General features: G+C 43.4%; 31 protein-coding genes and 2 pseudogenes. 31 read left to right on the forward strand and 2 right to left on the reverse strand.

Annotated features, from left to right (window positions below; translation table 11 throughout):
• Positions 1 to 13 precede the first annotated feature (13 nt).
• The 19 genes and pseudogenes from MKY42_RS08710 to MKY42_RS08800 all read left to right on the forward strand — a co-directional run.
• A pseudogene (locus tag MKY42_RS08710) lies at positions 14 to 739 on the forward strand (aminoglycoside adenylyltransferase domain-containing protein); the annotation flags it as partial.
• A gap of 19 nt (positions 740 to 758) precedes the next feature.
• Positions 759 to 827: pseudogene (locus MKY42_RS08715) on the forward strand (cytidine deaminase); the annotation flags it as partial.
• Positions 828 to 914: 87 nt separating this feature from the next.
• On the forward strand, positions 915 to 1,370 hold the full coding sequence (locus MKY42_RS08720) for a GNAT family N-acetyltransferase (RefSeq protein ID WP_090894898.1): 456 nt from the start codon (positions 915 to 917) through the stop codon (positions 1,368 to 1,370).
• Positions 1,354 to 2,352, forward strand: a complete 999-nt coding sequence (locus MKY42_RS08725; RefSeq protein ID WP_339850454.1) for a phosphotransferase — start codon at positions 1,354 to 1,356, stop codon at positions 2,350 to 2,352. The genes MKY42_RS08720 and MKY42_RS08725 overlap by 17 nt, the downstream gene beginning before the upstream one ends.
• Before the next feature lie 174 nt (positions 2,353 to 2,526).
• Positions 2,527 to 3,324, forward strand: a complete 798-nt coding sequence (locus MKY42_RS08730) for an inositol monophosphatase family protein (protein WP_090901997.1) — start codon at positions 2,527 to 2,529, stop codon at positions 3,322 to 3,324.
• Positions 3,324 to 4,175: a GNAT family N-acetyltransferase gene (locus MKY42_RS08735; protein ID WP_339850456.1), complete on the forward strand. Its 852-nt coding sequence runs from the start codon at positions 3,324 to 3,326 to the stop codon at positions 4,173 to 4,175. The genes MKY42_RS08730 and MKY42_RS08735 overlap by 1 nt, the downstream gene beginning before the upstream one ends.
• A gap of 32 nt (positions 4,176 to 4,207) precedes the next feature.
• Complete coding sequence (locus tag MKY42_RS08740) at positions 4,208 to 4,804, forward strand: HD domain-containing protein (RefSeq protein ID WP_090894906.1); 597 nt, start codon at positions 4,208 to 4,210, stop codon at positions 4,802 to 4,804.
• A 43-nt stretch (positions 4,805 to 4,847) separates the two neighbouring features.
• Complete coding sequence (locus tag MKY42_RS08745) at positions 4,848 to 5,297, forward strand: NUDIX hydrolase (protein WP_090894908.1); 450 nt, start codon at positions 4,848 to 4,850, stop codon at positions 5,295 to 5,297.
• Between the two features lie 20 nt (positions 5,298 to 5,317).
• A complete protein-coding gene (locus MKY42_RS08750) occupies positions 5,318 to 5,650 on the forward strand; it encodes an HIT domain-containing protein (protein ID WP_090894910.1) in 333 nt (110 codons plus the stop codon).
• A gap of 223 nt (positions 5,651 to 5,873) precedes the next feature.
• A complete protein-coding gene (locus MKY42_RS08755; protein WP_177185646.1) occupies positions 5,874 to 6,029 on the forward strand; it encodes a hypothetical protein in 156 nt (51 codons plus the stop codon).
• A gap of 109 nt (positions 6,030 to 6,138) precedes the next feature.
• Positions 6,139 to 6,915 carry a hypothetical protein gene (locus tag MKY42_RS08760; RefSeq protein ID WP_179265388.1) on the forward strand — a complete coding sequence of 259 codons (777 nt, stop codon included), beginning with the start codon at positions 6,139 to 6,141 and terminating at the stop codon, positions 6,913 to 6,915.
• Positions 6,916 to 7,117: 202 nt separating this feature from the next.
• Complete coding sequence (locus tag MKY42_RS08765) at positions 7,118 to 7,540, forward strand: hypothetical protein (protein ID WP_179265387.1); 423 nt, start codon at positions 7,118 to 7,120, stop codon at positions 7,538 to 7,540.
• A gap of 28 nt (positions 7,541 to 7,568) precedes the next feature.
• The gene (locus MKY42_RS08770) at positions 7,569 to 8,129 is read left to right on the forward strand and encodes a GNAT family N-acetyltransferase (protein WP_339850462.1); all 561 of its coding nucleotides are present in this window, start codon (positions 7,569 to 7,571) and stop codon (positions 8,127 to 8,129) included.
• A gap of 113 nt (positions 8,130 to 8,242) precedes the next feature.
• On the forward strand, positions 8,243 to 8,740 hold the full coding sequence (locus MKY42_RS08775; protein ID WP_090894918.1) for a PH domain-containing protein: 498 nt from the start codon (positions 8,243 to 8,245) through the stop codon (positions 8,738 to 8,740).
• The gene (locus MKY42_RS08780) at positions 8,737 to 10,272 is read left to right on the forward strand and encodes a PH domain-containing protein (protein WP_339850465.1); all 1,536 of its coding nucleotides are present in this window, start codon (positions 8,737 to 8,739) and stop codon (positions 10,270 to 10,272) included. The genes MKY42_RS08775 and MKY42_RS08780 overlap by 4 nt, the downstream gene beginning before the upstream one ends.
• A gap of 270 nt (positions 10,273 to 10,542) precedes the next feature.
• Positions 10,543 to 11,322: a Cof-type HAD-IIB family hydrolase gene (locus MKY42_RS08785; protein WP_339850467.1), complete on the forward strand. Its 780-nt coding sequence runs from the start codon at positions 10,543 to 10,545 to the stop codon at positions 11,320 to 11,322.
• A gap of 103 nt (positions 11,323 to 11,425) precedes the next feature.
• Positions 11,426 to 11,596, forward strand: coding sequence for a YHYH domain-containing protein (locus MKY42_RS08790; RefSeq protein WP_094030628.1), 171 nt, complete (start codon positions 11,426 to 11,428; stop codon positions 11,594 to 11,596).
• 288 nt (positions 11,597 to 11,884) lie between these two features.
• Positions 11,885 to 12,547 (forward strand): HAD family hydrolase, encoded by a 663-nt coding sequence (locus tag MKY42_RS08795; RefSeq protein WP_339850470.1) that lies wholly within the window; start codon positions 11,885 to 11,887, stop codon positions 12,545 to 12,547.
• Between the two features lie 65 nt (positions 12,548 to 12,612).
• A complete protein-coding gene (locus tag MKY42_RS08800; RefSeq protein WP_339850473.1) occupies positions 12,613 to 13,131 on the forward strand; it encodes an NUDIX domain-containing protein in 519 nt (172 codons plus the stop codon).
• 251 nt (positions 13,132 to 13,382) lie between these two features.
• Here the strand turns inward: MKY42_RS08800 and MKY42_RS08805 are convergent, their stop codons facing one another.
• Entirely contained in the window at positions 13,383 to 14,540 is a 1,158-nt protein-coding gene (locus tag MKY42_RS08805) for a glycosyltransferase family 1 protein (protein ID WP_339850475.1), read from the reverse strand.
• 282 nt (positions 14,541 to 14,822) lie between these two features.
• On the opposite strand from MKY42_RS08805, the gene MKY42_RS08810 reads away from it, so the two are divergent.
• From MKY42_RS08810 to MKY42_RS08825, 4 genes are read left to right on the forward strand one after another with little or no spacing between them, the layout of a single operon-like run.
• Complete coding sequence (locus MKY42_RS08810) at positions 14,823 to 15,392, forward strand: DUF4375 domain-containing protein (protein WP_339850477.1); 570 nt, start codon at positions 14,823 to 14,825, stop codon at positions 15,390 to 15,392.
• A 25-nt stretch (positions 15,393 to 15,417) separates the two neighbouring features.
• Positions 15,418 to 15,561 carry a hypothetical protein gene (locus MKY42_RS08815; RefSeq protein ID WP_256221947.1) on the forward strand — a complete coding sequence of 48 codons (144 nt, stop codon included), beginning with the start codon at positions 15,418 to 15,420 and terminating at the stop codon, positions 15,559 to 15,561.
• 44 nt (positions 15,562 to 15,605) lie between these two features.
• The gene (locus MKY42_RS08820) at positions 15,606 to 15,752 is read left to right on the forward strand and encodes a hypothetical protein (RefSeq protein ID WP_339850480.1); all 147 of its coding nucleotides are present in this window, start codon (positions 15,606 to 15,608) and stop codon (positions 15,750 to 15,752) included.
• A 50-nt stretch (positions 15,753 to 15,802) separates the two neighbouring features.
• Positions 15,803 to 16,093, forward strand: coding sequence for a hypothetical protein (locus tag MKY42_RS08825; RefSeq protein ID WP_090894933.1), 291 nt, complete (start codon positions 15,803 to 15,805; stop codon positions 16,091 to 16,093).
• A 101-nt stretch (positions 16,094 to 16,194) separates the two neighbouring features.
• On the opposite strand, the gene MKY42_RS08830 is transcribed toward MKY42_RS08825, so the two are convergent.
• Positions 16,195 to 16,968, reverse strand: a complete 774-nt coding sequence (locus MKY42_RS08830) for a sporulation protein (protein ID WP_179265380.1) — start codon at positions 16,966 to 16,968, stop codon at positions 16,195 to 16,197.
• A gap of 225 nt (positions 16,969 to 17,193) precedes the next feature.
• Here MKY42_RS08830 and MKY42_RS08835 point away from each other — a divergent pair, with 225 nt between their 5' ends.
• The 8 genes from MKY42_RS08835 (at position 17,194) to MKY42_RS08870 (ending at position 22,066) form a co-directional block, all read left to right on the forward strand.
• On the forward strand, positions 17,194 to 17,865 hold the full coding sequence (locus MKY42_RS08835; RefSeq protein ID WP_256222194.1) for a class I SAM-dependent methyltransferase: 672 nt from the start codon (positions 17,194 to 17,196) through the stop codon (positions 17,863 to 17,865).
• 58 nt (positions 17,866 to 17,923) lie between these two features.
• On the forward strand, positions 17,924 to 18,364 hold the full coding sequence (locus tag MKY42_RS08840; RefSeq protein ID WP_090894939.1) for a hypothetical protein: 441 nt from the start codon (positions 17,924 to 17,926) through the stop codon (positions 18,362 to 18,364).
• Positions 18,365 to 18,384: 20 nt separating this feature from the next.
• Complete coding sequence (locus tag MKY42_RS08845; protein WP_090894941.1) at positions 18,385 to 18,927, forward strand: hypothetical protein; 543 nt, start codon at positions 18,385 to 18,387, stop codon at positions 18,925 to 18,927.
• Positions 18,924 to 19,466, forward strand: a complete 543-nt coding sequence (locus tag MKY42_RS08850; RefSeq protein WP_090894942.1) for a GNAT family N-acetyltransferase — start codon at positions 18,924 to 18,926, stop codon at positions 19,464 to 19,466. Before MKY42_RS08845 ends, MKY42_RS08850 begins: the two co-directional genes overlap by 4 nt.
• 47 nt (positions 19,467 to 19,513) lie before the next feature.
• Positions 19,514 to 20,038: a YfiT family bacillithiol transferase gene (locus MKY42_RS08855; RefSeq protein ID WP_339850484.1), complete on the forward strand. Its 525-nt coding sequence runs from the start codon at positions 19,514 to 19,516 to the stop codon at positions 20,036 to 20,038.
• A gap of 28 nt (positions 20,039 to 20,066) precedes the next feature.
• Entirely contained in the window at positions 20,067 to 20,540 is a 474-nt protein-coding gene (locus tag MKY42_RS08860) for an NUDIX domain-containing protein (RefSeq protein ID WP_339850486.1), read from the forward strand.
• Between the two features lie 30 nt (positions 20,541 to 20,570).
• Positions 20,571 to 21,059 (forward strand): GNAT family N-acetyltransferase, encoded by a 489-nt coding sequence (locus MKY42_RS08865; RefSeq protein WP_339850488.1) that lies wholly within the window; start codon positions 20,571 to 20,573, stop codon positions 21,057 to 21,059.
• Positions 21,060 to 21,343: 284 nt separating this feature from the next.
• Complete coding sequence (locus MKY42_RS08870) at positions 21,344 to 22,066, forward strand: class I SAM-dependent methyltransferase (RefSeq protein ID WP_339850490.1); 723 nt, start codon at positions 21,344 to 21,346, stop codon at positions 22,064 to 22,066.
• The last annotated feature ends 29 nt before the right edge of the window (positions 22,067 to 22,095 follow it).

A 22,095-nucleotide genomic window follows, 5' to 3' on the forward strand; every position in this document is an offset into this window, starting at 1 on the left:
GGAGTGGGTTTAGGTGGATGAACAGGCGGTACTACATACAGTTACTCATTTGTTAAAAGAAGAATGTTCGGATTCCCTGGTGGGAATTTATTTGCACGGGTCCATGGCTATGGGGTGCTTCCATCCCAATCAAAGCGATATCGATATACTGGTGGTATGCCGGGAGCAGCTGTCTGCTGATACCTATCGAAGTATTGCGAAGAAATTGATGCAGATAGAAGATGAAATGCACATTGTCACAGGATTTGAACTTAGTATTGTTTTGGAGTCTACGGTTGCTAAACTGACGTTTCCGACTCCATTTGAGTTTCATTACTCGGGGTATCACCGAGAAAAGTATAGAACTGATGATCAATATCTTTGCGGTGGATACGAAGATCCGGATCTGGTAGCACATCTGGCCGTTATTGTTGACCGTGGAATTGTGCTTGTCGGCAAACCGATTAAGGAATTATTCCAGCCCGTAAAACGTGAATATATGCTGGCCTCTATTACATCTGACGTTGGTTCAGCTATGGAAGAAATAACGGAGAATCCTGTCTACTATGTTTTGAACCTATCACGGGTTCTATTGTATATGCAAGATTCAGTAATATACTCCAAGCGAGAAGCAGGCGAGTGGGCACTCATTCATATTTTACCGAAGTACAAAGAAGTCATCTCACAATGTCTCGCAAAGTATAACGGAGAGCTGGAAAGCGTGAATCTAAGTAATGATTTACTTCTGGATTATGCGAATTACATGTTGAACGAAATAAGTGGTATCTCCTTGCGGTATTTGCAGAGAACTGATTAGTGATTATGGGAAGGACACACAGGTCATCTTGTAGGGAGAAGAGGGTTATTCTAAAACAACGATTGGGCAGCTATTACCACAAAAATATACAAGAATATAATAAGGAAGGTAGAGTGTGATGTTTGAGATTGTTGATATTCGGCAAAAGCCGGACATGCTGCAGACAGCTGTACATTATTTTTGGAAGCAGTGGGGCTCGGAATCAAGTTATCATTTTTACCGGGATTGCATAGAGCGTTCCGTGGAAACCGAGAGTGATGTACCCCGATTTTATGTACTGTTGGATGGAGACAGGATTGTTGGAGGATATGCTCTGTTACGAAGTGATTTGAATAGTCGGCAGGATCTGTTCCCGTGGTTTGCCTGCCTTCATGTTGATCCAGAATACCGAGGCAAGAACCTGGGTGGGCAACTACAGAATCATGCGATTAATGAGGTGAAGACGAAGGGCTACGACAAGTTGTATTTATGTACGGATTTGACGGACTATTATGAAAAAAATAACTGGGCGTATATCGGTAATGGATATTTGCTCGATGATGAAGAGACTCGGATCTATGAACATCAAATTTGATGAAGTTCTTCAACATTATTTCTGTGAAGCGAAGTATGTCTTGAAAGCCGTCCCATTTGGACTGATGAATACAACCCAAGTCCTTGAAATGAATGGGCAGAAGTATATCGTTCGAATCTATAATAAGTACATGAAAACGATCGATAGTATTGAGCTCGAAACTCAGGTGACGACATTTCTTGTTGGCAGACATTTATCGTTTCAGGTACCTGTCTTTCTTCATACCTTATCTGGAGAGAATTTCGTCGTTTTAAACGATGGGTCTCTTGCAGCTATTACTAATTTTATAGAGGGCTCTATACCTCCTTTGTCTGATCTGAAAAAAGCTAAACATTTTGGTAGATTGGTGGGAACGTTCTCTTCTGAGATGAGTAAGCTTCAAACCAAAAAAAACGGCTATCATGGGATATCATTTAGCAAAATATATGATATTCATCCTTTAGCTAATCGTCAGTCAATTAAGACTTTTTTTGAAAATTTACCTCTTGAATTATCAGCTGAAATGTACTCTTTTTACAAAAGGATGATTACTGATGTGGAGACATCCAACCTTTCTTTGGAAGTGCTGCCGAGTCAACTCGTTCATCATGATTTGTTGGTATATAATTTGCTCTCTCGTGACGATGAGATCATAGGCGTACTGGATTTTGATTTTATGGGGACGGATGTTGCGTTCATGGAATTGGCGATTAGCTTCAATCATATGATTCAGGAATCCGAAGGGGCATTGGATATGATTGAGGCTTTTCTTCAAGGGTATTCAACTGAACGTAAACACTCCACTGTGGAAATCAATTACTTACCGTTACTTACCCAAATCTATTTTATAGCGGTGCTTCATTTTTATATTGGTCAGCATTATGCGGGAGTGACGATTGAGCAAAACTTTAACTTTATGCTTAATCAATTTGAGCGGAATATAAACTGGCTACATAAGCATGATTTAAAAATTCAAGAATTGTTTCATAGATACTTGGTCTGATTCAATAACGATTACTATGAGTCAGAGACTGAGGGTATCCTTAGGGATCAACCTATACCCAATAAGAATGAAAAACATATGCTCTAGCAGATCACCCGATGTACAGACGAATGCCAAAAGAGCTTTGTCCAGAATGCGAAAATACAGATCAAGTAACCGAACGGAGTGATGGTCATCGAACAAACCATTCGTTTAGCCCAAGAGATTGCGGAGAGAGTCATTCGAAGAGCCGGAAAAGTTGCCAAAGATCATTTTGATCAGATCACCTGCGCAGAGGAGAAGGGCATCTTTGGCGATGTTGTTACTGAAGTAGATCATGAAGCAGAGCGGATAATATGTGATGAAATTAGCATAAGTTTTCCCGATCATGAGATCCATAGTGAAGAGCGGGGGCATAACGGACAGAAGAGTGACTGGCTGTGGATGATTGATCCGTTAGATGGAACAAACAACTTTGCCATTGGCCTACCGATATTTTCCGTTTCCATTACATTAATGTATCGTTCAGAACCTGTTCTCGGGGTTATTTATGAACCTCTGGTGGATCGTTTGTTTGTGGCATCACGTGGGAATGGGGCAAGTTGTAATCTGAACCCCATGAAAGTCCAAAAGAAAGAGCAGATTCATAAAGGGACCATTGGATGGATTCAGGGGCATCAGGTGCAAAATGAGGAGAAGGCTGTACGGCTACGTCAACATCTCGATGTTCGTTTCAAACGAATGATGCGATTATGGGCTCCAACCTTACAGTGGTGCATGTTAGCTAAGGGGGATATTGACGGCATTGTGCTCTACAATTCGGAAGGAGACGATCTGTATTCGGGCATATTAATGGCGAAAGAAGCAGGTGCCATTGTTATGGATTTTGAAGGGATTCCCTTTGATGGTATGAATTCAGAGCCATATCTGATTGCCTGTCATCCGGATCATCGTGAGTATTTACTTAGTGTCGTTCGGGAGGGAATGAACTGATGATTAGCGAGCTTAATAAGCATGAATTCTATAAGGTAAGGCACTTCGGGGACTTGAACAGCAATATTGAGGTGAAGGCCGTGGTATCTGGGTTGAATCCTGGCCGAATCTACGTTGATGATGCATCGAATATCACAGCAGCATTAATTTGGGTGAAGGGACAAAGCGGTTTCCAGTTGATTGGAGACGCCCGAAGTAAACCCTTTCTGAACGACTTGGAAGAGTTCATGAAAGAACATATAGAACCTGAATTATTAAGATTAAATATCCACACAGTCGAGGTAGGTGTGGCGGATGAAAGCTGGGAAGATGTGCTTCATCATATGGCCACGAATAAAGAGCTCTATAGCGATATTCAGCATGTATTTACATTGGATTCAGACCAAAGAATGACTGAACATCTAAGTCAACCGGTTATTCATGAAGGGTATACTTCTCAGAATGAGGTTGTCAGGCTTCTCGAATTAGATGAGGCATTACTGAAAGCAGGGAAGTTTAACAATCTATCTTTTCTGAAGGACAAAGTCTCACGCTTTTGGGATAACATGGATGAGTTCTTGGAACATGGCTTTGGATACATTGCAGTACAAGGCGAGGATATCGCGAGTGTTTGCTTTTCGGCGTTTATATCAGATCAGTGGCATGCAATTGATATTGAAACTATCGAAACCTACAAGAGAAGGAATTACGGTGCACGGGTAGCACGAGCATTTGTAGAAGAATGTAGGATTAAAGGTATTCATCCGTATTGGGACTGTTCCCCAGATAATGTAGGTTCAATACGCTTGGCAGAGGGTGTAGGTATGTCACTGAACTTTGATTACAGAGTTTACTGGTACAATCTTTCTTGATGGGTTTGAAAAAAGGCTGAAAGGAGACTTAAATGAACGAAACATTACAGGAGCAGATTCAATTTCTAATTGAGATTGATAAACTGAAAACGATTGAACGAAAAACGAGAATCATCCATGGAGACAGACTTGAAAATGATGCAGAGCATTCCTGGCATCTGGCGATGATGGCCTTGATTTTGCAGAGCCATTCCAACAAGGAGGTGGATATTCTCAAAGTTATTAAGATGCTTCTCGTTCATGACCTCGTTGAGATCGATGCCGGAGATACATTTGCCTACGATACAGTAGGTCATACGGATAAATATGAACGCGAGATCAAGGCTGCGCATCGACTGTTTGGGATATTACCTGAGGAACAGGCCGAAGAACTGTTGAACCTGTGGCTGGAGTTCGAGGCAAAGGAGACCCACGAAGCACAGTTTGCCTCTTCGATGGATCGGTTGCAGCCGTTGATCCACAATCATCAGAATGAGGGAGATACGTGGCAGAAATACAATATTACAAGTGAACAGGTGTTAAATAAAAATCGGGAGATTGAGAACGGTTCCGAGACATTGTGGACGTACGCACAGCAAATTATCCAAAATTCCGTAGACCAGGGAATCTTAACTAAATCCAAGTCTTAGAGACACGTTGAACTTATCTGATCACAGACAGGGGAGAATCTTTATGGGATATATCATGGAGTTGAGAAAGCTGGTGGGTTCGCGCCCTCTAATCATGGCTGGTTCATGTGTGTTGGTCTTCAATGAGCAGGGCCATCTGCTGTTGCAAAGACGTACAGATAGTCTGGATTGGGGAACCCTTGGCGGATCATTGGAACCGGGAGAATCTTTGGAGGAAGCTGCTGCCCGTGAATTATATGAGGAAGCTGGACTGAGAGCGGGTGCATATAAACTCATTACCGTTTTCTCAGGTCAGGACATGTATTACAAGTATCCGCATGGAGATGAAGTGTATAATGTCATGGCAGTCTATGAAGCTACTGAAATTCAGGGCGAACCAACCGTCATGGATGATGAAGGACTGGAACTGCGATATTTTGATCTGAGTATGCCAATCCCAGAGATTAATCCGTTCACGGAATATGTGCTGAAAAAAGCGGGATATATTAACTAAGTAGTAAAAGGGGATCGTATATGACACAGGATTTTTATTGTGATGAAGTGCTTAGTGGTAATACCCAAGTAAATATTGTCATGGAAAGTGACAAGGTGCTGGCTTATCATCATACCCGACCATACTACAAGCATCATATTGTTGTTATTCCAAAGATCCATATCCAATCGTTCATTTCACAGGAAGAAGAAAATAATGATGAACTATTATTGGAAATTATGCGCGTTATCAAAAAGGTTGCTGCGGACATGGTTGTCCAGACGGGTTCTTCCAAAATCGTAACTAACCTGGGCACTTACCAGGATTCGAAGCATCAACACTGGCATGTGGTAAGCGGTGAACGTATCCAATAAAATAAGTCTTAAGTAAAGTCTTCCTGCCGGATGTTCGGGGGAAGATTTTTTGACTGCAATGATTAGAATTCAGCCTATCAAGAATGTGAAAATGGTTTGAAGAAAGTAACTTAAGGTAAAATATGCTAAAATAGGTTGGTGAATTAATAATTTGGACTATTTATAAATCATGATGATCATATGAATTATGAATGAATTACGGTGATTAAAAGGAGGAAGTGTGATGAGCTTTTCATTCATTTCAACATTCGCAGTTTTATTTAACTTGGTGTTATTCGGTTTGGGTGTATATGCCTTTATTTTATTTATCAAACTTGCTAAACGCGGGATTCAGGCGTTGGACATTTATCTATATGAGAAACGAGGAGAACGGTTCTAAGCTTTAGAAATATCACTCAACAATAGAATTATCATTTTTCTCTCAGTGTTTTATTGTTGTTCTATTGATATGATTAACTTATCATTCAACTAAAGAGAGGGTAAATGACATGGATACTTTTTTAGAGCAAATCAACGAATTGCAGGAGCTTCAAAAAGATTTGGTCAGTATACATCCCTTATTCGCAGAGTATTATCCCGTTGTTGTGGAATTTGAATCTTTGTTATATATGTATGATTATTCGTCCAAGACGCAGCAATATGAATGGGTAAAAACCGTTCCGGATGACCTGAACATTCCCGATGAGTGCCTTGCAGCGTTCCCGGTGCATCACATGGGTGGGCGGATGTGCGCAGTGGTGACGGATGCGGCGTTCCAAAATTTTGAGCAGAAAATCTACCTCTTTCATGAGTTTGTCCATTGTTACGTATATGAGCAGTATACCGACATTGGTGACCGTCTTGAGATCAAACGTAAGATGGAGCAAATCAAACGTGTAACATGGGAACTAGATTATGAGTTTCCTTATGACAATGAGACGGTTGTCCAGCGGATCACTTCGTTGCTATCAGCCTTGAAGAGTAAGGATCTCTTGCAAGTGAAAGAGGCGAGAGTGGCCCTGTTCAGCTCTTTGAGTGAAGAACAAGGTGAGTACTTCAACTGGCTGGAATGGAACGAAGGTTACGCGCGCTATCTGGAGAATCGAATTCGGGAGAAATTGGGATTGGAAATCAATCATATGGGGGATTCAGCTCCGTTTAATCGTCTTGTTTTCTATGAATGCGGGTCGGAATACATAAGCCTGCTCGTTAACGAACAGCCGGATCTTCATACGGATTTGGAGCAGTTATTTGAGAGGATACAAACAGAGCGAGTGCAGGGTTGAACACCGGGTATAGTTCCCGAATTCATTACGGACGTAAAGATAAGGGCTTTCGTGGCCGATACTGTCCAGCGTTTAAAAGTACTGCTCCAAGGATGGGACACCGAGTTGCAGCATGCGAGCATAAGTATCTAGAGCTAGATACAGATGATTGCTTAGAGAGTGAGTACTATGTGTTTAGTTGAGCCGGGAGGTATATATGCTAATGAAAAAAGCAGGGATTCTCTTAGTTCTCTTCGCAATGCTCCTTGCAGCCTGCAATCATCCAATTAAAACTATTTCTAACCCGAAAGAAGCTCTGCCTTCGCTCATTACATTAACCTGCAACCCCAACTTCTCGATTGAAGCGTGCGAGGATGTGAAATTCGAAGATCCGGTTGAGATTGGAATCGTAATCGAGGCTATAAACAAAGCGGAGCGTATAGCGGGAAGTCTTGATTATAGCGTGGAATACAAGATGAGCTTAACAGATGCAGATGGCTCCTTAACGAAGTATGATTATTCCATAGGCAAAGATCCCAAGCAGTCAGCCCTTCTAGTTAACCATGAGGATACCCACGTGGGATACAGCATACCCATTGAGGATGCAAACAAAGTAAGGAAACTGATCCAGAGTCATACGGACTGACTAGCTATTGAAACGGAGAGACGGTCATATGAGTCACCTGATTACCATTCAACCTTTAACAGCATCGGATATGAAGGGTGCCTGCCAGGTATTCGAGACATCCATTACGAATGCATTTACACAGGAAGGGCTGGGTGCCCTGCACGAAGACATACGGGATGAAATTGAACACAAAAAAGCGATGCTTCACATAGCTTTGCATCCTGAAAACAACAAGGAATCGAGTGTCTTCTTTCTAATAGCTAAAAGGGAAGATACTGTCGTGGGCACCATTTCCTACGGACCTTGCGGCGAGGAGATTCAAGCATGCACAGACCACCAACTGAACCAAGTAGGGGAATTGGGTAGTCTCTACGTTCTGCCAGAGGTTCAGGGTCAGGGAATTGGCTCTGCTCTCATTCAGGCTTTGGCTACTGAACTTCAGAGGCGTGAGATTACGCAATTTTGCCTGGATAGTGGGTACCGGACAGCGCAGAAGAAATGGCAGCGGAAGTTTGGAGAACCCTATGCCGTGGCAAAGAACTATTGGGGTGAAGGCACGGACCATATGGTGTGGTTATGCGATGTGAAGGATTTTGCTGCAAAATAAAATGACGAAGAGATGACGACCTGTACTGAACAGGGGTCATCTCTTTTACTAAGTCAATCTTTCTGCATCGATAGAGGACTATTCTTCGTACAGTAAGAAAAAGGAGTGAAGATATGCAGTACATACAGAGTACACCCGAGCAACGTTTATCGCCGGATGCCATAACCATATGGAGAATCAGTGCGGTTATATCGAACGGAATAGGGTTGATTGTGCTTGCAGCTCTGCTGGTTCTGGATTCCATCTATGGATGGAAGGCGTGGATTGGTTGGTTGCTGTGGGGAGTGACTGCCATCTCAGTGCTGTATGCGGTGTGGGAAATTTTTATCCGGCCTTCATTGTTATACAAGCATTGGTATTATGATGCGAATGAAGAGTTCTTGCAATTGAAACACGGGGCTTTGAAAAAGGTACATCAGATCATTCCCATGGCCAAAGTACAATCCGTCACGACGAACCAAGGTCCCCTTTTGAGAAAATATGGCCTATATTCTGTATCGGTTGGCACGATGGGTTCATCTCATACGATCCCGGCGCTGCCAGAGGAAGTGGCACTTGAACTGCGTAATCAGATTGCGTCGTATGCAAGGATTAATGAGGTGGATGAATGAACGAGATGAAAAGACAACACCCGTTAGCCATGCTCTGGAGTTTGTGGAAACTGGTGAAAAATTCTTTTGCATTTATCGTTTTTTTATTTATTCTCCGTCATGGCTCGGCGTCCACGTGGATTATGTATGGCAGAATCGTCTTCTATGTGGCTATCGCGTTTAGTGTGATAAGCATTATCTGGAGTTGGTTTACACTACGTTATACCGCAGATGATAAGGCTTTTCAGATCTACAGTGGGGTGTTTAATCGCACAAGAAGAACGATACCCTATACCAAAATTCAGAACGTGAACCGGCATACGTCGCTGTTTCATCGTTTGTTCCGAGTCACATCCATTCGTTTTGAGACGGGCATCAAAGGAGACGATGCTACTTTTCAGCTGCAAGTCGTTTCGCTTTCGGAATCGGATCGGCTTGAAAAGGTCGTTGCAGGGCATATGTCGGAAGCGAATGTCGCCAGTGATGCTGTACAACCAAACGAAGAACCCGAGACAGCACCTGAGCACGTAACACGGGAAGAAGATATTCAACTAACTGTAAAAGAGGGGCTTGAACGGATTGTCCATTACAAGTCCACTCGAAAAGATATATTCAAAGCTTCGTTTACCTCGCTCAGCTTTCTGGTACTTATTCCGATTCTGGGATCGCTCTATTCGTCGGTGAAAGATTTCTTTCCCGATGAAAAAGTGACGGAGAGCATCCTATTAACGTGGCTGGATACCTGGTGGATTACCGCATTGATCATCACAGGACTTATTGCTGTTTCCATTATGCTAGGTATTGTTAGAACCTTTGTGAAGTATGGTGATTTCCAAATCTCCTCTGATCGCAAACGTATCTACATTACGAAGGGCATGTTGGAACAGACCGCATTTTCGATCCTGAAAGAACGAGTTCAGGCGGTGAAAATCACGCAGTCTCCGATGAAAAGACTGCTAGGATTGGCAGAAGTGGAACTAACTACAGCAGGTGGTGTGGGAGAAACCGAACAGGAAGTTAACTCGCTCTATCCTTTTCTGCCTGTGAAGCAAGCTTACGATATGATCTCGGAGATTTTGCCATCCTATCAGGTTACGCAGGAGATGCAGAAGCTTCCACGAAAATCATTATGGCTGCGCATGCTCACACCAAGCTGGGTATGGATTATTGCAACGGGATTATTGTTTTATTTCAAACCGCCGATTCTGGGACAGGATCAGGCATGGTGGATGATTTCCGCTATTCTGTTACTGTGGATTGTCATATGCAGAATAACTGATTTTCTCCATACACGATACGTGCTGAATCAGAACTTTATCCAGTTGCGAACGGGTGCATTAACCTCAACACTATACATCTCCAAGCGGGAGAAAGTCATTGAGGTACAGATTACCCGGAGTCTGCTGCAACGCTGGTTTGGAGTTGCTTCGATTCAAACCGTGAATCGTGCCAAACCTGTTCTGCATCACACGCTAAACGATATACCGGTTGAGGCCGTAGAAGCGTTTCAGTTGTGGTATATGGAGCGGAGCCAGAACGTCCAGACCCGTTAATCTAAAGGCAAGTGCAGGAAGACTACTAAGTTAACCGTGCACTTGCCTTTAATTTGTGAGGACAGAAATAACTTGAAGAAGCGGAGCTACAAGCTTTCTGTAAAGAAAGCTGTCGGAAGCATACACCTCGCTTTATTCTCGGATTTTCTCCTTTGAAAATAGTAATCAAAAAAAATCTGGGGATAACAGCGATCGGAAGGTTGTTCTGTCATCGGAGTGGCAGGTGTAAATATGCTTTAGTTCAATTGATATAACTTAGGAGGTGTTCCTTTGATTAAAATCGTATTTATGGACGTGGACGGTACGTTACTCAGTGAGAAGGATCGAAGTCTCTCTCCAAGTACAGAGGATTCCATTCGAAAATTGGTTCGTAGGGGCATACAGGTTGTTCTGGTCACTGGCAGACCGTACAGTTTATGCGAAGATTTCAGGAAATTCGGGATTGAAACCATGATTTCGGCTAACGGGGCATTGATCAAGAGTGGTGAAGAAGTGATACATAAATCGGTGCTTTCTGCACGAATGGTCAGAGAATTCAGTGAATTTGCCGAGCTGAACGGCAGCAGTATTTCTTATTTTACAGAGTCATTCGAGATGAATGGTTTATGTACAACGGATGTGCGTGTCACCGATGCATTGAGAGATACGCTCGGTCTGATGGAGTCCCCCTTGAAAATCAGTTCTTTGGAACAGGAAGTGTATTGCATTTGTTTATATGCCGATCAAGCCGAAGCGGAGAAATTCCATTCCAGATTTCCAGCATTAAAATTCGTGAGGTTTCATCCTTACGTGTCTAACGTACTGGAAGAGAACGAAGTATCCAAATCGATAGCGGCAGGAAAAGTGCTCGCCCACCTGAATATATCGAAAGAGGAAGCAATGGCCTTTGGCGATGGTGAAAATGATATTGATTTGCTAGAGTATGTGGGTCTTGGCATTGCGATGGGAAACGGAGGAGAGCGCGTCAAACAAAGTGCCGACTATGTCACACTGCGAGCAAGTGAGGATGGCATCACACATGCGTTGAGGAAGTTTAAAATCATAGAATAAGCAAATTTTGGAGCAATAAGGATATCCTAATTATGGGTTTTCATGTAGAATGATGGAGGATGAATTAAGCCCTAAAGCATAGGGTGTGATCGAAGGGTGACTTATGAAAAAGGTTGTCATTGTAATCTTGTCTTTTGTCGTACTTATTGGTGTATCTTCTTCAGCTTATGCCCATCCAGGTAGACTGGACAAAAATGGTGGACATAATTGTTCCGCGAAATCCAAACAAAAGGGCTTGTGCACAGGCTACCATTATCACAAAAAGAAGAAATGAAAATGAGTTTTACAAGGTAAACCCAGCCCTGGTCTGATCTATGGTTGGGTTTGCATGTTTATAATTCATGGTAGTCGCAGCTAACAGAATACAATAAACATTACGTTAGAGGTGAGTAGATATTATGGCGTTTATTGGGATCATTTGTGTAATTATTATGACGGTCACACTCATCAGCATAGATATTAATACGAAACGGTTAATTCGAGAGCAGGCCGAAACCAATCGGAAACTGGAGCAACTATTGAGGAAATAACGTTTTACAGACCAGACAGGAGGAGCATGACGATGGATCATATTAAAGCGATTATTTTTGATCTAGACAATACGATTCTCAACAGAACAAGTACCTTTGAAGGCTTCGGCCAGAGCTTGATCAACACTTATTTTGCCCATCTTGAAACTACGGATGATATTCTTAAACGAATTATTGAGCTGGATGAGGACGGTTACAAGGACAAGGATGTGTTGTTCAACGAGCTGCTCCATGAATTACCTTGGGCTGAGAATCCGCCTCACGCGGAGCTTATGGAGTTCTATGGTAGAGAGTATGTGAAAAGTGCTGTTCTGATGCAGCAGGCGCGAGAAGTGGTTCAGCATCTAAGAGGAAAATATAAAACAGGTTTAATTACCAATGGTAAAACTGAGATCCAGTACGGAAAAATTGATCAACTCGGCATCCGGGATGATTTTGATCATATTATCGTTTCGGAAGAGGCTGGGGTCAAAAAGCCCGATCCTCGTATTTTCAAATTGGCATTGGATCATTTCAACCTCTCTCCCGAGCAGTGTATCTACATTGGGGACCATCCTGTCAATGATGTTGAAGGAGCGGCAAAAGTAGGTATGAGCACGATCTGGATGAAGGTCAATCAGCCTTGGCAGGACAGTATTACAACCAAACCATTGCATGCTATTGAGCATCTTGGTGAATTAAAAGGCCTACTCTAGAAAAGATCGTCAGATTAGATTCAAACCACACAATATTACATAACAGAACAGTGAGGTAGGTGCACATGGAGATCAGACAAATGGCTACGGCATTTTTGAGTAATGGCAACGACATGTTGATGATGAAGAAGGCAGGCAGCAGGCTGTTCGATTTTGAGTTCTGGGGTGGTATTGGCGGGCATTTGGAGCACGGCGAGCTTAATACACCAATGACCGCCAGTTACCGGGAGATTGAAGAAGAGACGGGGTTCAAGCAAGCGGAAATTGAAAATTTCCGTCTTCGATATGTTTTGATGCAGTATAGCGACGGTGAAGTTCGGCAGCAGTTTGTATATTTTGGTGAGACGACGCATCGGGCCTTTATTCCATCAGATGAAGGGGAGTTATTTTGGGTTCCTTTGGATGAGCTGCTGGATTTACATACATCTATTCTGATTAAAGCTGCGATCCGGCACTTTTTGCAGAATCAGGAGACCGACGAGATATGGATCGGGAATGTCCTGAATGGAGAAGGGATAGCGGCAAAACCGAGGGTAGAATGGAGTATTATGCAAGACACGATATCCTTTGAACCCATTGTGTAATGTTAGACGTCTTGACCTGGAAAGGGACCTAGTTTTGATTAAATAAGCCATTCAAAACGTTTAACCGTCTGTAGGCGATTGTTATAAAGAGCGAGGATATTAACCATCCCCGCTCTTTTTTAATACCTCGTATTGCATATAAATTTCCTCATTGGAAGGAGGAAGGATATAAATATCCAAACTTCAACAGGTGGCTGTTGGAGCGGCAGTGATTTTCTGTTATTCAATTCAATTCGGTTAATTAATGAAAATCAAGCTGTAATGATTCGATCTTTCGTGCGTCTTCTCCGATTCTCAATGGCTTCCTCATAATCTCCGACCAACCTGTCAAAAATATGATCCCACGAACGCTGCTCAGCAAGTTTTCGGCCTTCAAGGCCCATATTCCTCAGTTGATCCAGATGATCTCCCCAGAGGCATATCTCCCGAATCAATGCATCCGCATTACCCGGCTCGAACAGAACACCGCTTCGATGATGTGTGACCAAGTCTTTTACACCGCCACCATTCGCAGCGAGCACCGGCAATCCAGAAGCCATCGCTTCCAGAACCACATTGCCAAATGTTTCTGTTGAGGAAGGAAACACAAAGAGATCTGCCGAAGCATACATAGCAGCAAGCTCTTCCCCATGCAGATACCCCGTAAAGGTGACATTGGGTGGGGATTGCATACGCATTTTGGGAAGTAATGGCCCATCGCCTACAATGATCCAGTGTACACGGGATTGCATAGGTCCTGGCAACTGCTGCATGGCAAGGGTGAGGGTAGCGATATCTTTTTCCGGGGCAATACGTCCAACGTAGAGTAAAATTAGAGGAGCCGTTATGTTGTAGCGAGTACGGATATCGGTGCTTCGTTTATCAGGAGAATACAGGCTGCAATTGATTCCTCGGGACCATAACTTCAGACGTTGAATACCTTTTAATTGCAATGAGTGTAAGGTCTCCTGAGACGGTGTTAGTGTTGCATCACAGGCCCGGTGGAACCATTGGATGTACTTCCAGTAAAGGGGAATGACGCTTTTCAACCTGTAGTATTCGAGGTACCGATCGAAGTGAGTGTGGTAGGAGATAACATGTGGAAGCTGATGCTTGAGCGCATACCTGAGACCGAAAAGACCCATATTGAATGGAGTGGCGATATGCAGCAGATCTGGTTGAAAGGACTGTAGCTCCCGATGAATGGCTGCTCGATTAGGTAAGGCAATACGACATTCCGGATAGAGGAAAAAGGGGATGTTAGTCACCGAACGGACCGGAGCGGCATCGTTGCCTTCAATAACAGACTGCGGTGTGAATAGCAGATGCTCAATGCCTTTGCAGTTCAAGTGATTACTCAAGCGGTGCAGCGTACCGGCAACACCATTGGTTTCCGGAACATAGGTGTCGGTGAACAAGGCCAGGCGCATCTTAACCCCTCCCAAGACTCTTGATGACAAGATCATAACAGCGGATCATGTTCCAAAGGTCAAGTGCAGGTTAACTTTATCCATATTCCGTGTAAAGTGTGCGTGGAAGTGAATAGATGCAAACTTTCATCAGATAAACTTATATAATATATTCTGCTATGATGTATGGGCGTCAAAAAAATTTGGGGATAACAGTGATCGGAAGGTTGCTCTGTCAACGGAGTGATCGTGTAAATATTCATTAGTTGAACTTATAGATAGAGAGATACAGGAGGCAGAGAGATGAACAAATTACAGAAAGAATTGCAGCAATTATTACCCTTGGATCAGTTTGACAGCATGTCGGGTGAGGAAGTGGTGGGGAGTGTTGCCATGGATCTGTATCGCGCGGAATTTGCGACCATTCGGGAGTGTGGACCTGAACTTCCACAGGTATTGCGAGATACCATCCTGATCATAGATCTGGATACAGAGCTATCCATGAGTGGAATGACTGGTTTTCTTGAAAATGCGAGTGGGCAGTTTCTGGGTGAAACGATGGAAGCAATGCAGCGCATAGGCAATGATGCAGATGCAGAGATTCTGAAGAACATCCAGCATATGTTATTCGAAAGTGGTGTAACACCTGAGCAATTAAGAGAGAATGTGAATGCACTCTCTGAACAGGATGTAACGACGACCCTGAATACGCATGGACAACAGATCCATGAAGTTTTGCAACGGGTGGAGCTGGAAGCGGGTAATTTAAGCATGCAATCGGATAATGAAGAGGTGTTTGAACTCCTTTATCAATATGTGGATACGAACAAAGATCGACTGAAACAGGAGTTGCAGCACCTCTTGTCTAATTGAATCTGACACGCAGGAGAGCGTCACTATGATTGTGACGATTAATGGGGCATTTGGCCCGGGTAAAACCTCTGCTGCAACCAAGCTGCAGCCGCTAATTCCGAACAGCATGATCTACGATCCTGAAGAGATTGGTTACATGAGCAGTTCAGTTACATCCATCGGGGTCTGAAAGAGCTAGATACTGACCTTTTTCATTTTACCCTGATGACATCTATGGAAACATTACATGAGATATTGTTGGAGCAAGGGGATAAGCCTGATGGACTTTTAAACAAGCGGTTAAGTGTGTCGAAGCATTCCATGGAGCACGCTTTGAAGAGTACATTCAAACGGATGACCAAACAACAGATGATGTGGTGAATGTTATAACTTCCAAAGTGTTATCAAACCGTAATTGAGGAGGCAAAATCATGAGGATCAACAAACGATTAGGTGTGGAATCCCTGCTGGTAACTTTGCTATTCACACTGGGTTTTATGGCTTGGAATGTCGTTCAAGGCATGTTAATGACGCTGAATCATACACCTGAAATGATGAACACCGATTCATCCGTCACATTGTTGCAGTCCAAGGTTGCTTTTGGCACCATTGCCCGTTGGGATACTACTTCGATTCTGATCGCTGCCGTTGGATTTCTTTTGCTTGCTGCTGCATATTATGGACTTCGATCGGGGATACAGCGCTGGACAAAGCGTTCCTGAGGTTGGACTTGTTTATTAATAAAAGAAAAACATAGCCAAAAAACAGTTCTACACCAATGAAAGTTGGTAGGAGAACTGTTTTTTTGGCTATTTTTAATAGATTATAAATGCTTGGAAATGACTTCTTCCAGACCTTGGGCAACTGACTGCGCACCCCGTGCAAGGTGTCTCTCGTAGAGATGCAGTCGGACAAAGCTCTCATCCGTCCCCATCGCCTCCGAGAAAATGCCACCAAGTCCACGTGCGCGGCGGTCGATCTGAAGCAACAGTTCCAGTGAATCTCCCATCGGGTAGAATAGTACTTCCAGCTCATCCAAATAACCACGGAATTTGCTCGTTGGCACGAATTCAAATTCCTGTACAAATGGAAGATTACCACCAAGCTTTGGAGCATAGTCGTTGGTCACTTCACGCAGCTTGAAACCGAGGAGATCAATCGCATCAAGCACAGTGTTCATATCTTTTGTAGGAACGACATGGAGTCTGTCCCGGTCTGAGGGGTCCATGGCGCTTGATATATCGAGGCCAGTTTCAACCCACACCTCTGCACGATGCAGTGTAATTGGAAGATTTTCTGGTAGATCAAATGAGAAGGATTTCTCCAGTTTGGCGCCAGCCTGTAATATAAAACCTTCGGTAAGCAAGTATTTGGCTACAACGGCAGTTTCATTTACTTTTCGATCATTGTACTCCCGTATGTAGTGGGTTTTGATCGTAAGGTAGATTCGGTCTACATTCTGTTCCACGTCTCCACCCTCGATGTACACGATCCCAGAGATGACGCCTCCAGGCGTAACCTGAGGTGTATGTAATTCTGTATTTACTTTGGCTGCTCCAACACCTACACTGGCTAACATTTTCTTAAAAAAAGACATTCATTTAACCTCCACATCTTATTGGTTTATCCAAGTTGAAAAATACGACTTCGAGCTTAATACGGCGCCTACGAGAGAAGCGTTTCAAATTTTAACAAGCACAAGATGTGAATAGATTGAACTTTTTTAGTGAGAAAAAAGTTAACTTATGTACAGGGAAATCGACTTGTCTGTGTCGAATGTTGTTTAATATGGGATTTTCTTCTGGGGGGATATCTATTGGGCATGGAATGGTATGACATGATTGCACGGCGTAACGGAGGATACACGGGTAGGTCTGTATTTACCTGGGAGGGCAATTCAGCAGAAGATGTATTTGAAGCGCGTTTGATGCAGTTGCTGCCTCAGCATAAATCCGTGCTCGATGCGGGTTGTGGTCATGGTGAATTCACATTAAAAATGTCGGCCTATACCGATCATATTACGGGTTTTGACAATTCGAAGGAGCTGCTGCGTATCGCTCAAGCTGGGCTTGAGGCCAGTGACGTTGGAAATATTGAATTTGTCTACGCTACAACCAAAACAGAATTGCCTTTCGAAGACGAACAGTTCGACCTGATCTATGACCGCAGAGGACCTACGTCCATTATTGAACATGGGCGATTGCTGCGAAAGGGTGGCGTGATCTTTGGCATTCATACCGATGTAAGCAAGGTACAAGAAAGGCTGCACATGAATCAGTATGAAAACATTGAGATTGAGGAATTCAACGAGGCTTTAATGGTTTTCCCTGATGAAAAAGAGTTCGCTATCTTTCTTTCCGATATCCCTGGCAACCCGGATTACACACGGCTTGAGTACCATGAACAGCTTCAAGTTAAGCTGAAGGAAAATCTGATTGATGGGAGACTTGCTGTGCGTGAGCACAAATATATCTGGAAGGCCGTAAGGCGTTAAAGGAAGATTATAGAGTTTGAATGCTACCTTCGTATTTCAGATCAGGAGGTGTAATGGTTTGGATAGAGAAACTTTAGAACGAAATCTAGGGCCGGACAACGTGATTACCACCTTCGAGCAGATGGCTAATGGGGAACGGAAATACAAAATGGTTTCAGAGGATGGCAGTTATTATTGTAGAACGGTAGCTTCATCTCAGGGAGCATGGCAAAATAGCCATTTTCATAACCATATAACCGAATTCTATGTTGTGCAGTCCGGTTGGATCGCTTATGCAAAATTTACGAATGATCAAATGCTTGAAATCAGAGTTATGTGCGAAGGAGATCACATCATTGTGGAACCGGGAGTACACCATAATTTATATATGTCAGCCAATAGCGTTATCCATACGATTAAATATGGTTTGAATACACATAGTGATTGGTCTGCTTCTCCGGAACTGGACAGCGTTACACATATACTAATGGAGAGCGAGTTACTTCAGACTTACGGTTAATCAGCTTGGGGGTTAAATACATGCGTAGAAGTACGATATTTTGGATAACGGGTATTGCAATTATTATTGTAGCAGCTTTCATTGTATATAATAATTTGGCTCCAAGCGTTACAGCGCAGGATGTTAACATGAAGGGCACGATTCGGCAGACAGCTGCGGATGAATACGAGGTGCAATTAACCATTATACGCACAAAAGAAGACAAGGGTCAGCACACCGTCTATCCCCTTGTACCTGGCTGGGGTTCAATATCTTTTGATGACAAAAAGGACAACCGATTTATTCGACCTACCTCCGTCGGCAGCACAGGTGCAATGGAAGAAATTTTTCGTCAAGCGTTACAGGGGCAGTCATCAACAGCGATAACTGAATTTGCAGGGTTCTCCATACCTGATGCGGTGGGCACGTACAAGATGCGTTTTACTATTCATCCTTTGGGTGAGGAGGCAGAACTGATTCGGCAACCGATGATCTATTATGTTCATCAGGAAAAATTATTGGGGAAGGACCTGAGCTGGGTCTCAGGAGAGCCTCTGGAGATCATTAAGGAGTATTTGGAATGAAGCTAATCTATCAATGGAATGAGATTACGGTGCGTTTACTGGATGAAAAGGATGAACAGCTCCTTGTTCAATGGTTGTCTGACCCAGTAGTACTTCAATATTATGAAGGCCGTGATCAGCCGCATGATCTGAATTTGGTCAGAGAGCACTTTTATAGTCAAGAGGATACGGCACATCGTTGTATGGTTGAACACGAAGGTAAACCGATCGGCTATATCCAGTTCTATGAACTGGAGGAGGAAGAACGGAATGAGTATGGTTATGGTGACATAGATGAAATCATCTATGGAACAGATCAGTTTATTGGAGAGGTGGATTACTGGAACCGTGGTATTGGCACACAACTAGTACAATCCATGTTGGCTTATCTGGTCAACGAGAGGCAGGCCAGGAAAGTGGTCATGGACCCGCAAACGTGGAACGATCGTGCCATAGCTTGTTACGAGAAGTGTGGTTTCAGGAAGGTCAGACTTCTACCAGAACATGAGCTGCACGAAGGACAGATGAGAGACTGCTGGCTGATGGAGTATGCCCCATAGGAGGGCAATGTGTATATATAAACCATTTAAACAAGGAGGAATGATCGATGGATTTGAGATACCCGATTGGATCATTTGAACATACAGGCGAGGTCACACCAGAGCAGCGGAAGCAGTGGATTCAGGATATTGCGGAGTTGCCGGAGCGTGCCCGTGAAGCGGTTAAAGGACTGAGTGAAGATCAATTGAGGCTGCCCTACCGGGAAGGTGGCTGGATGCTCAAGCAGGTCATACACCATATGGCAGATAGCCATATGAATTGCATGGTTCGTTTCAAGCTGGCACTGACGGAGGATAACCCTACGATAAGACCCTATTACGAGGAAAGATGGGCTGAACTGAGTGATTCGCGGGAACTGGATGTCGAGTTTTCTCTGCAAATCCTGGATGCGCTGCACCGTCGTTGGGTAGCGCTACTGAACACATTAACAGATGTAGACTATGCCAAAACCTTTTATCATCCCGCATCCAAAGAAACGACCAGACTGGACTACAATTTGGGCGTATATGCATGGCATGGCAGACACCACGTTGCCCATATTACCTCGCTTAGAAGCAGGTTGGAAATCTAGGGGTGAAATATGTGAGGTGTAATTACTGATGATAGGGCAACAGTGGCTGGAACTAAGTGAATTTCATGAATTGGAACAAGAGATTCAGTTTGTCATCATGGTTACTCAGTTTCAGGAGAAATACGTCATTATTCATAACCTTAAACGCCAAGGCTGGGAATTCCCAGGAGGTAATCGTGAAGCTGGCGAGTCTGTTCTTACAGCTGCTGGAAGAGAACTGTATGAAGAGACAGGGGCAATGAAGTTCATGCTTGAACCCTTCGGAATCTATGAAATGAACGGAAAATTCGGCTTGGTCTATTATGCGAATATTATGGAATTCCGTGCTGTATCGATGGAACCTAATTCGGAAATTGATGCGATAAAAATGGTGGATATATTGCCAGAGGGTATGAGTTTTGGGGACATGTTTTATACTTTTTTGCAGCAGTGGAGGATGTATTCTGCCAAAGGGACACACGAACACTTCGTGGATCTGACTTTTTGTGAAAATAACATTTAAATATCTAATAATATTAAGGAGATTACATCGATGAATATACATATCAGACTTTTGGATGAGAGCGATCCGGTCGTAATTTCGCAGGCTTTTCAGGAACAGGGTTGGGCGAAATCGGCAGAGCAGTATATTCAATATCTTGCAGAACAGCAGAATGGTGAGCGGGTGACTCTGGTAGCGGAGCTTGCTGGTGCTTTTGCCGGTTACGTAAATGTATTGTGGAATTCATATTACCCGTCGTTCAAGGAACAGGGTATTCCGGAAATTAATGATTTCAATGTACTGATTAAGTATCAGCGTCAGGGAATTGGATCACGTTTGATGGACCGGGCAGAAGAAGTTATTCAGGAGAGAACCGATACTGCGGGGATTGGTGTCGGGGTGTTTTCCGATTATGGCAAAGCTCAAATTCTGTATGCCCGTCGTGGATATATACCGGATGGTCTTGGTATTCACAAGCATGATCGTTATCTAAAGTGGGGCGATGAAACGATTATCGATGACGATGTGGTGCTCATCTAACGAAGAAGTTAAGCTGATCGAATCCTGAACAAAAAGGATTAAAACGATGTTGAGAAGACAGGGAGGTACTTTCTTCTAAACGTCGTTTTTTACATGTAAATAGACCATTTTTGGCTCGGAATCATACAAGAAAAATAGAGTTGGATTGGTTGGAAATGTTATAATAGAGGGTAGTTGATTTAGCGTAGAAACCGTGATAAATCGGGTGATTTAAAGGGAAAGAGATCGATTCATAAGAGGGAATGTACAGGATATTTTGTATGAATTCGAGGAGGAATGTGGCTATGGAGAAGACGATTAAAAATGTCCAGGATCTATATGACATGCTTGACGCAGAATTCAGATCAGCGAAGCAATTTTGGGAACCGTTCTATGAAGATCGGGACCGACCGATTCCCTTTTTTCCAAACAAGCCGGATGAAAATCTGGTAGCACATGTGAACTCAGGGATATTACCTGGGCGTAAAGCATTGGAGCTAGGTTGTGGCCCGGGAAGAAATGCAATATATCTAACACGTCAGGGTTATAAGGTAGATGCTTATGATCTCTCGGAGGCAGCCATTGCCTGGGCCAAGGAAAGAGCAGCGGAAGAAAAGCTTGAGGTGAATTTCGAATGCAAATCAGCATTTGAACTCACGCCACAGGAAGAGTACGATCTGGTCTATGATTCGGGATGTCTTCACCACCTGCTGCCACATCAGCGAATTCCCTACATACAGATGATTCAGAAAGCACTTAAACCTGGAGGGTATTTTGGAATGACCTGCTTTGCTCCAGGATTTGGCGGTCAGGGTGGACCGGAGAGCGTTATGGACGATTGGGAGGTATACCGTGAGAAGTCGATGAAAGGTGGTCTGGCTTTTACGGAGGAAAAGCTTCGCTATTTGCTTGAAGATCCATTTGAATGCGTGGAGTTGGGACCGATGAAGGAGATGGATCAGGATGAAGATTGTTTTGGCTTGCCCATTCTATGGGTGACGTTGTGGAGAAAACCAATCCATACATAATAAGATGTTTCTAACCAAAATGCGTAACA

It is taken from the genome of Paenibacillus sp. FSL W7-1088 (assembly GCF_037969855.1).
Lineage (GTDB): Bacteria > Bacillota > Bacilli > Paenibacillales > Paenibacillaceae > Paenibacillus.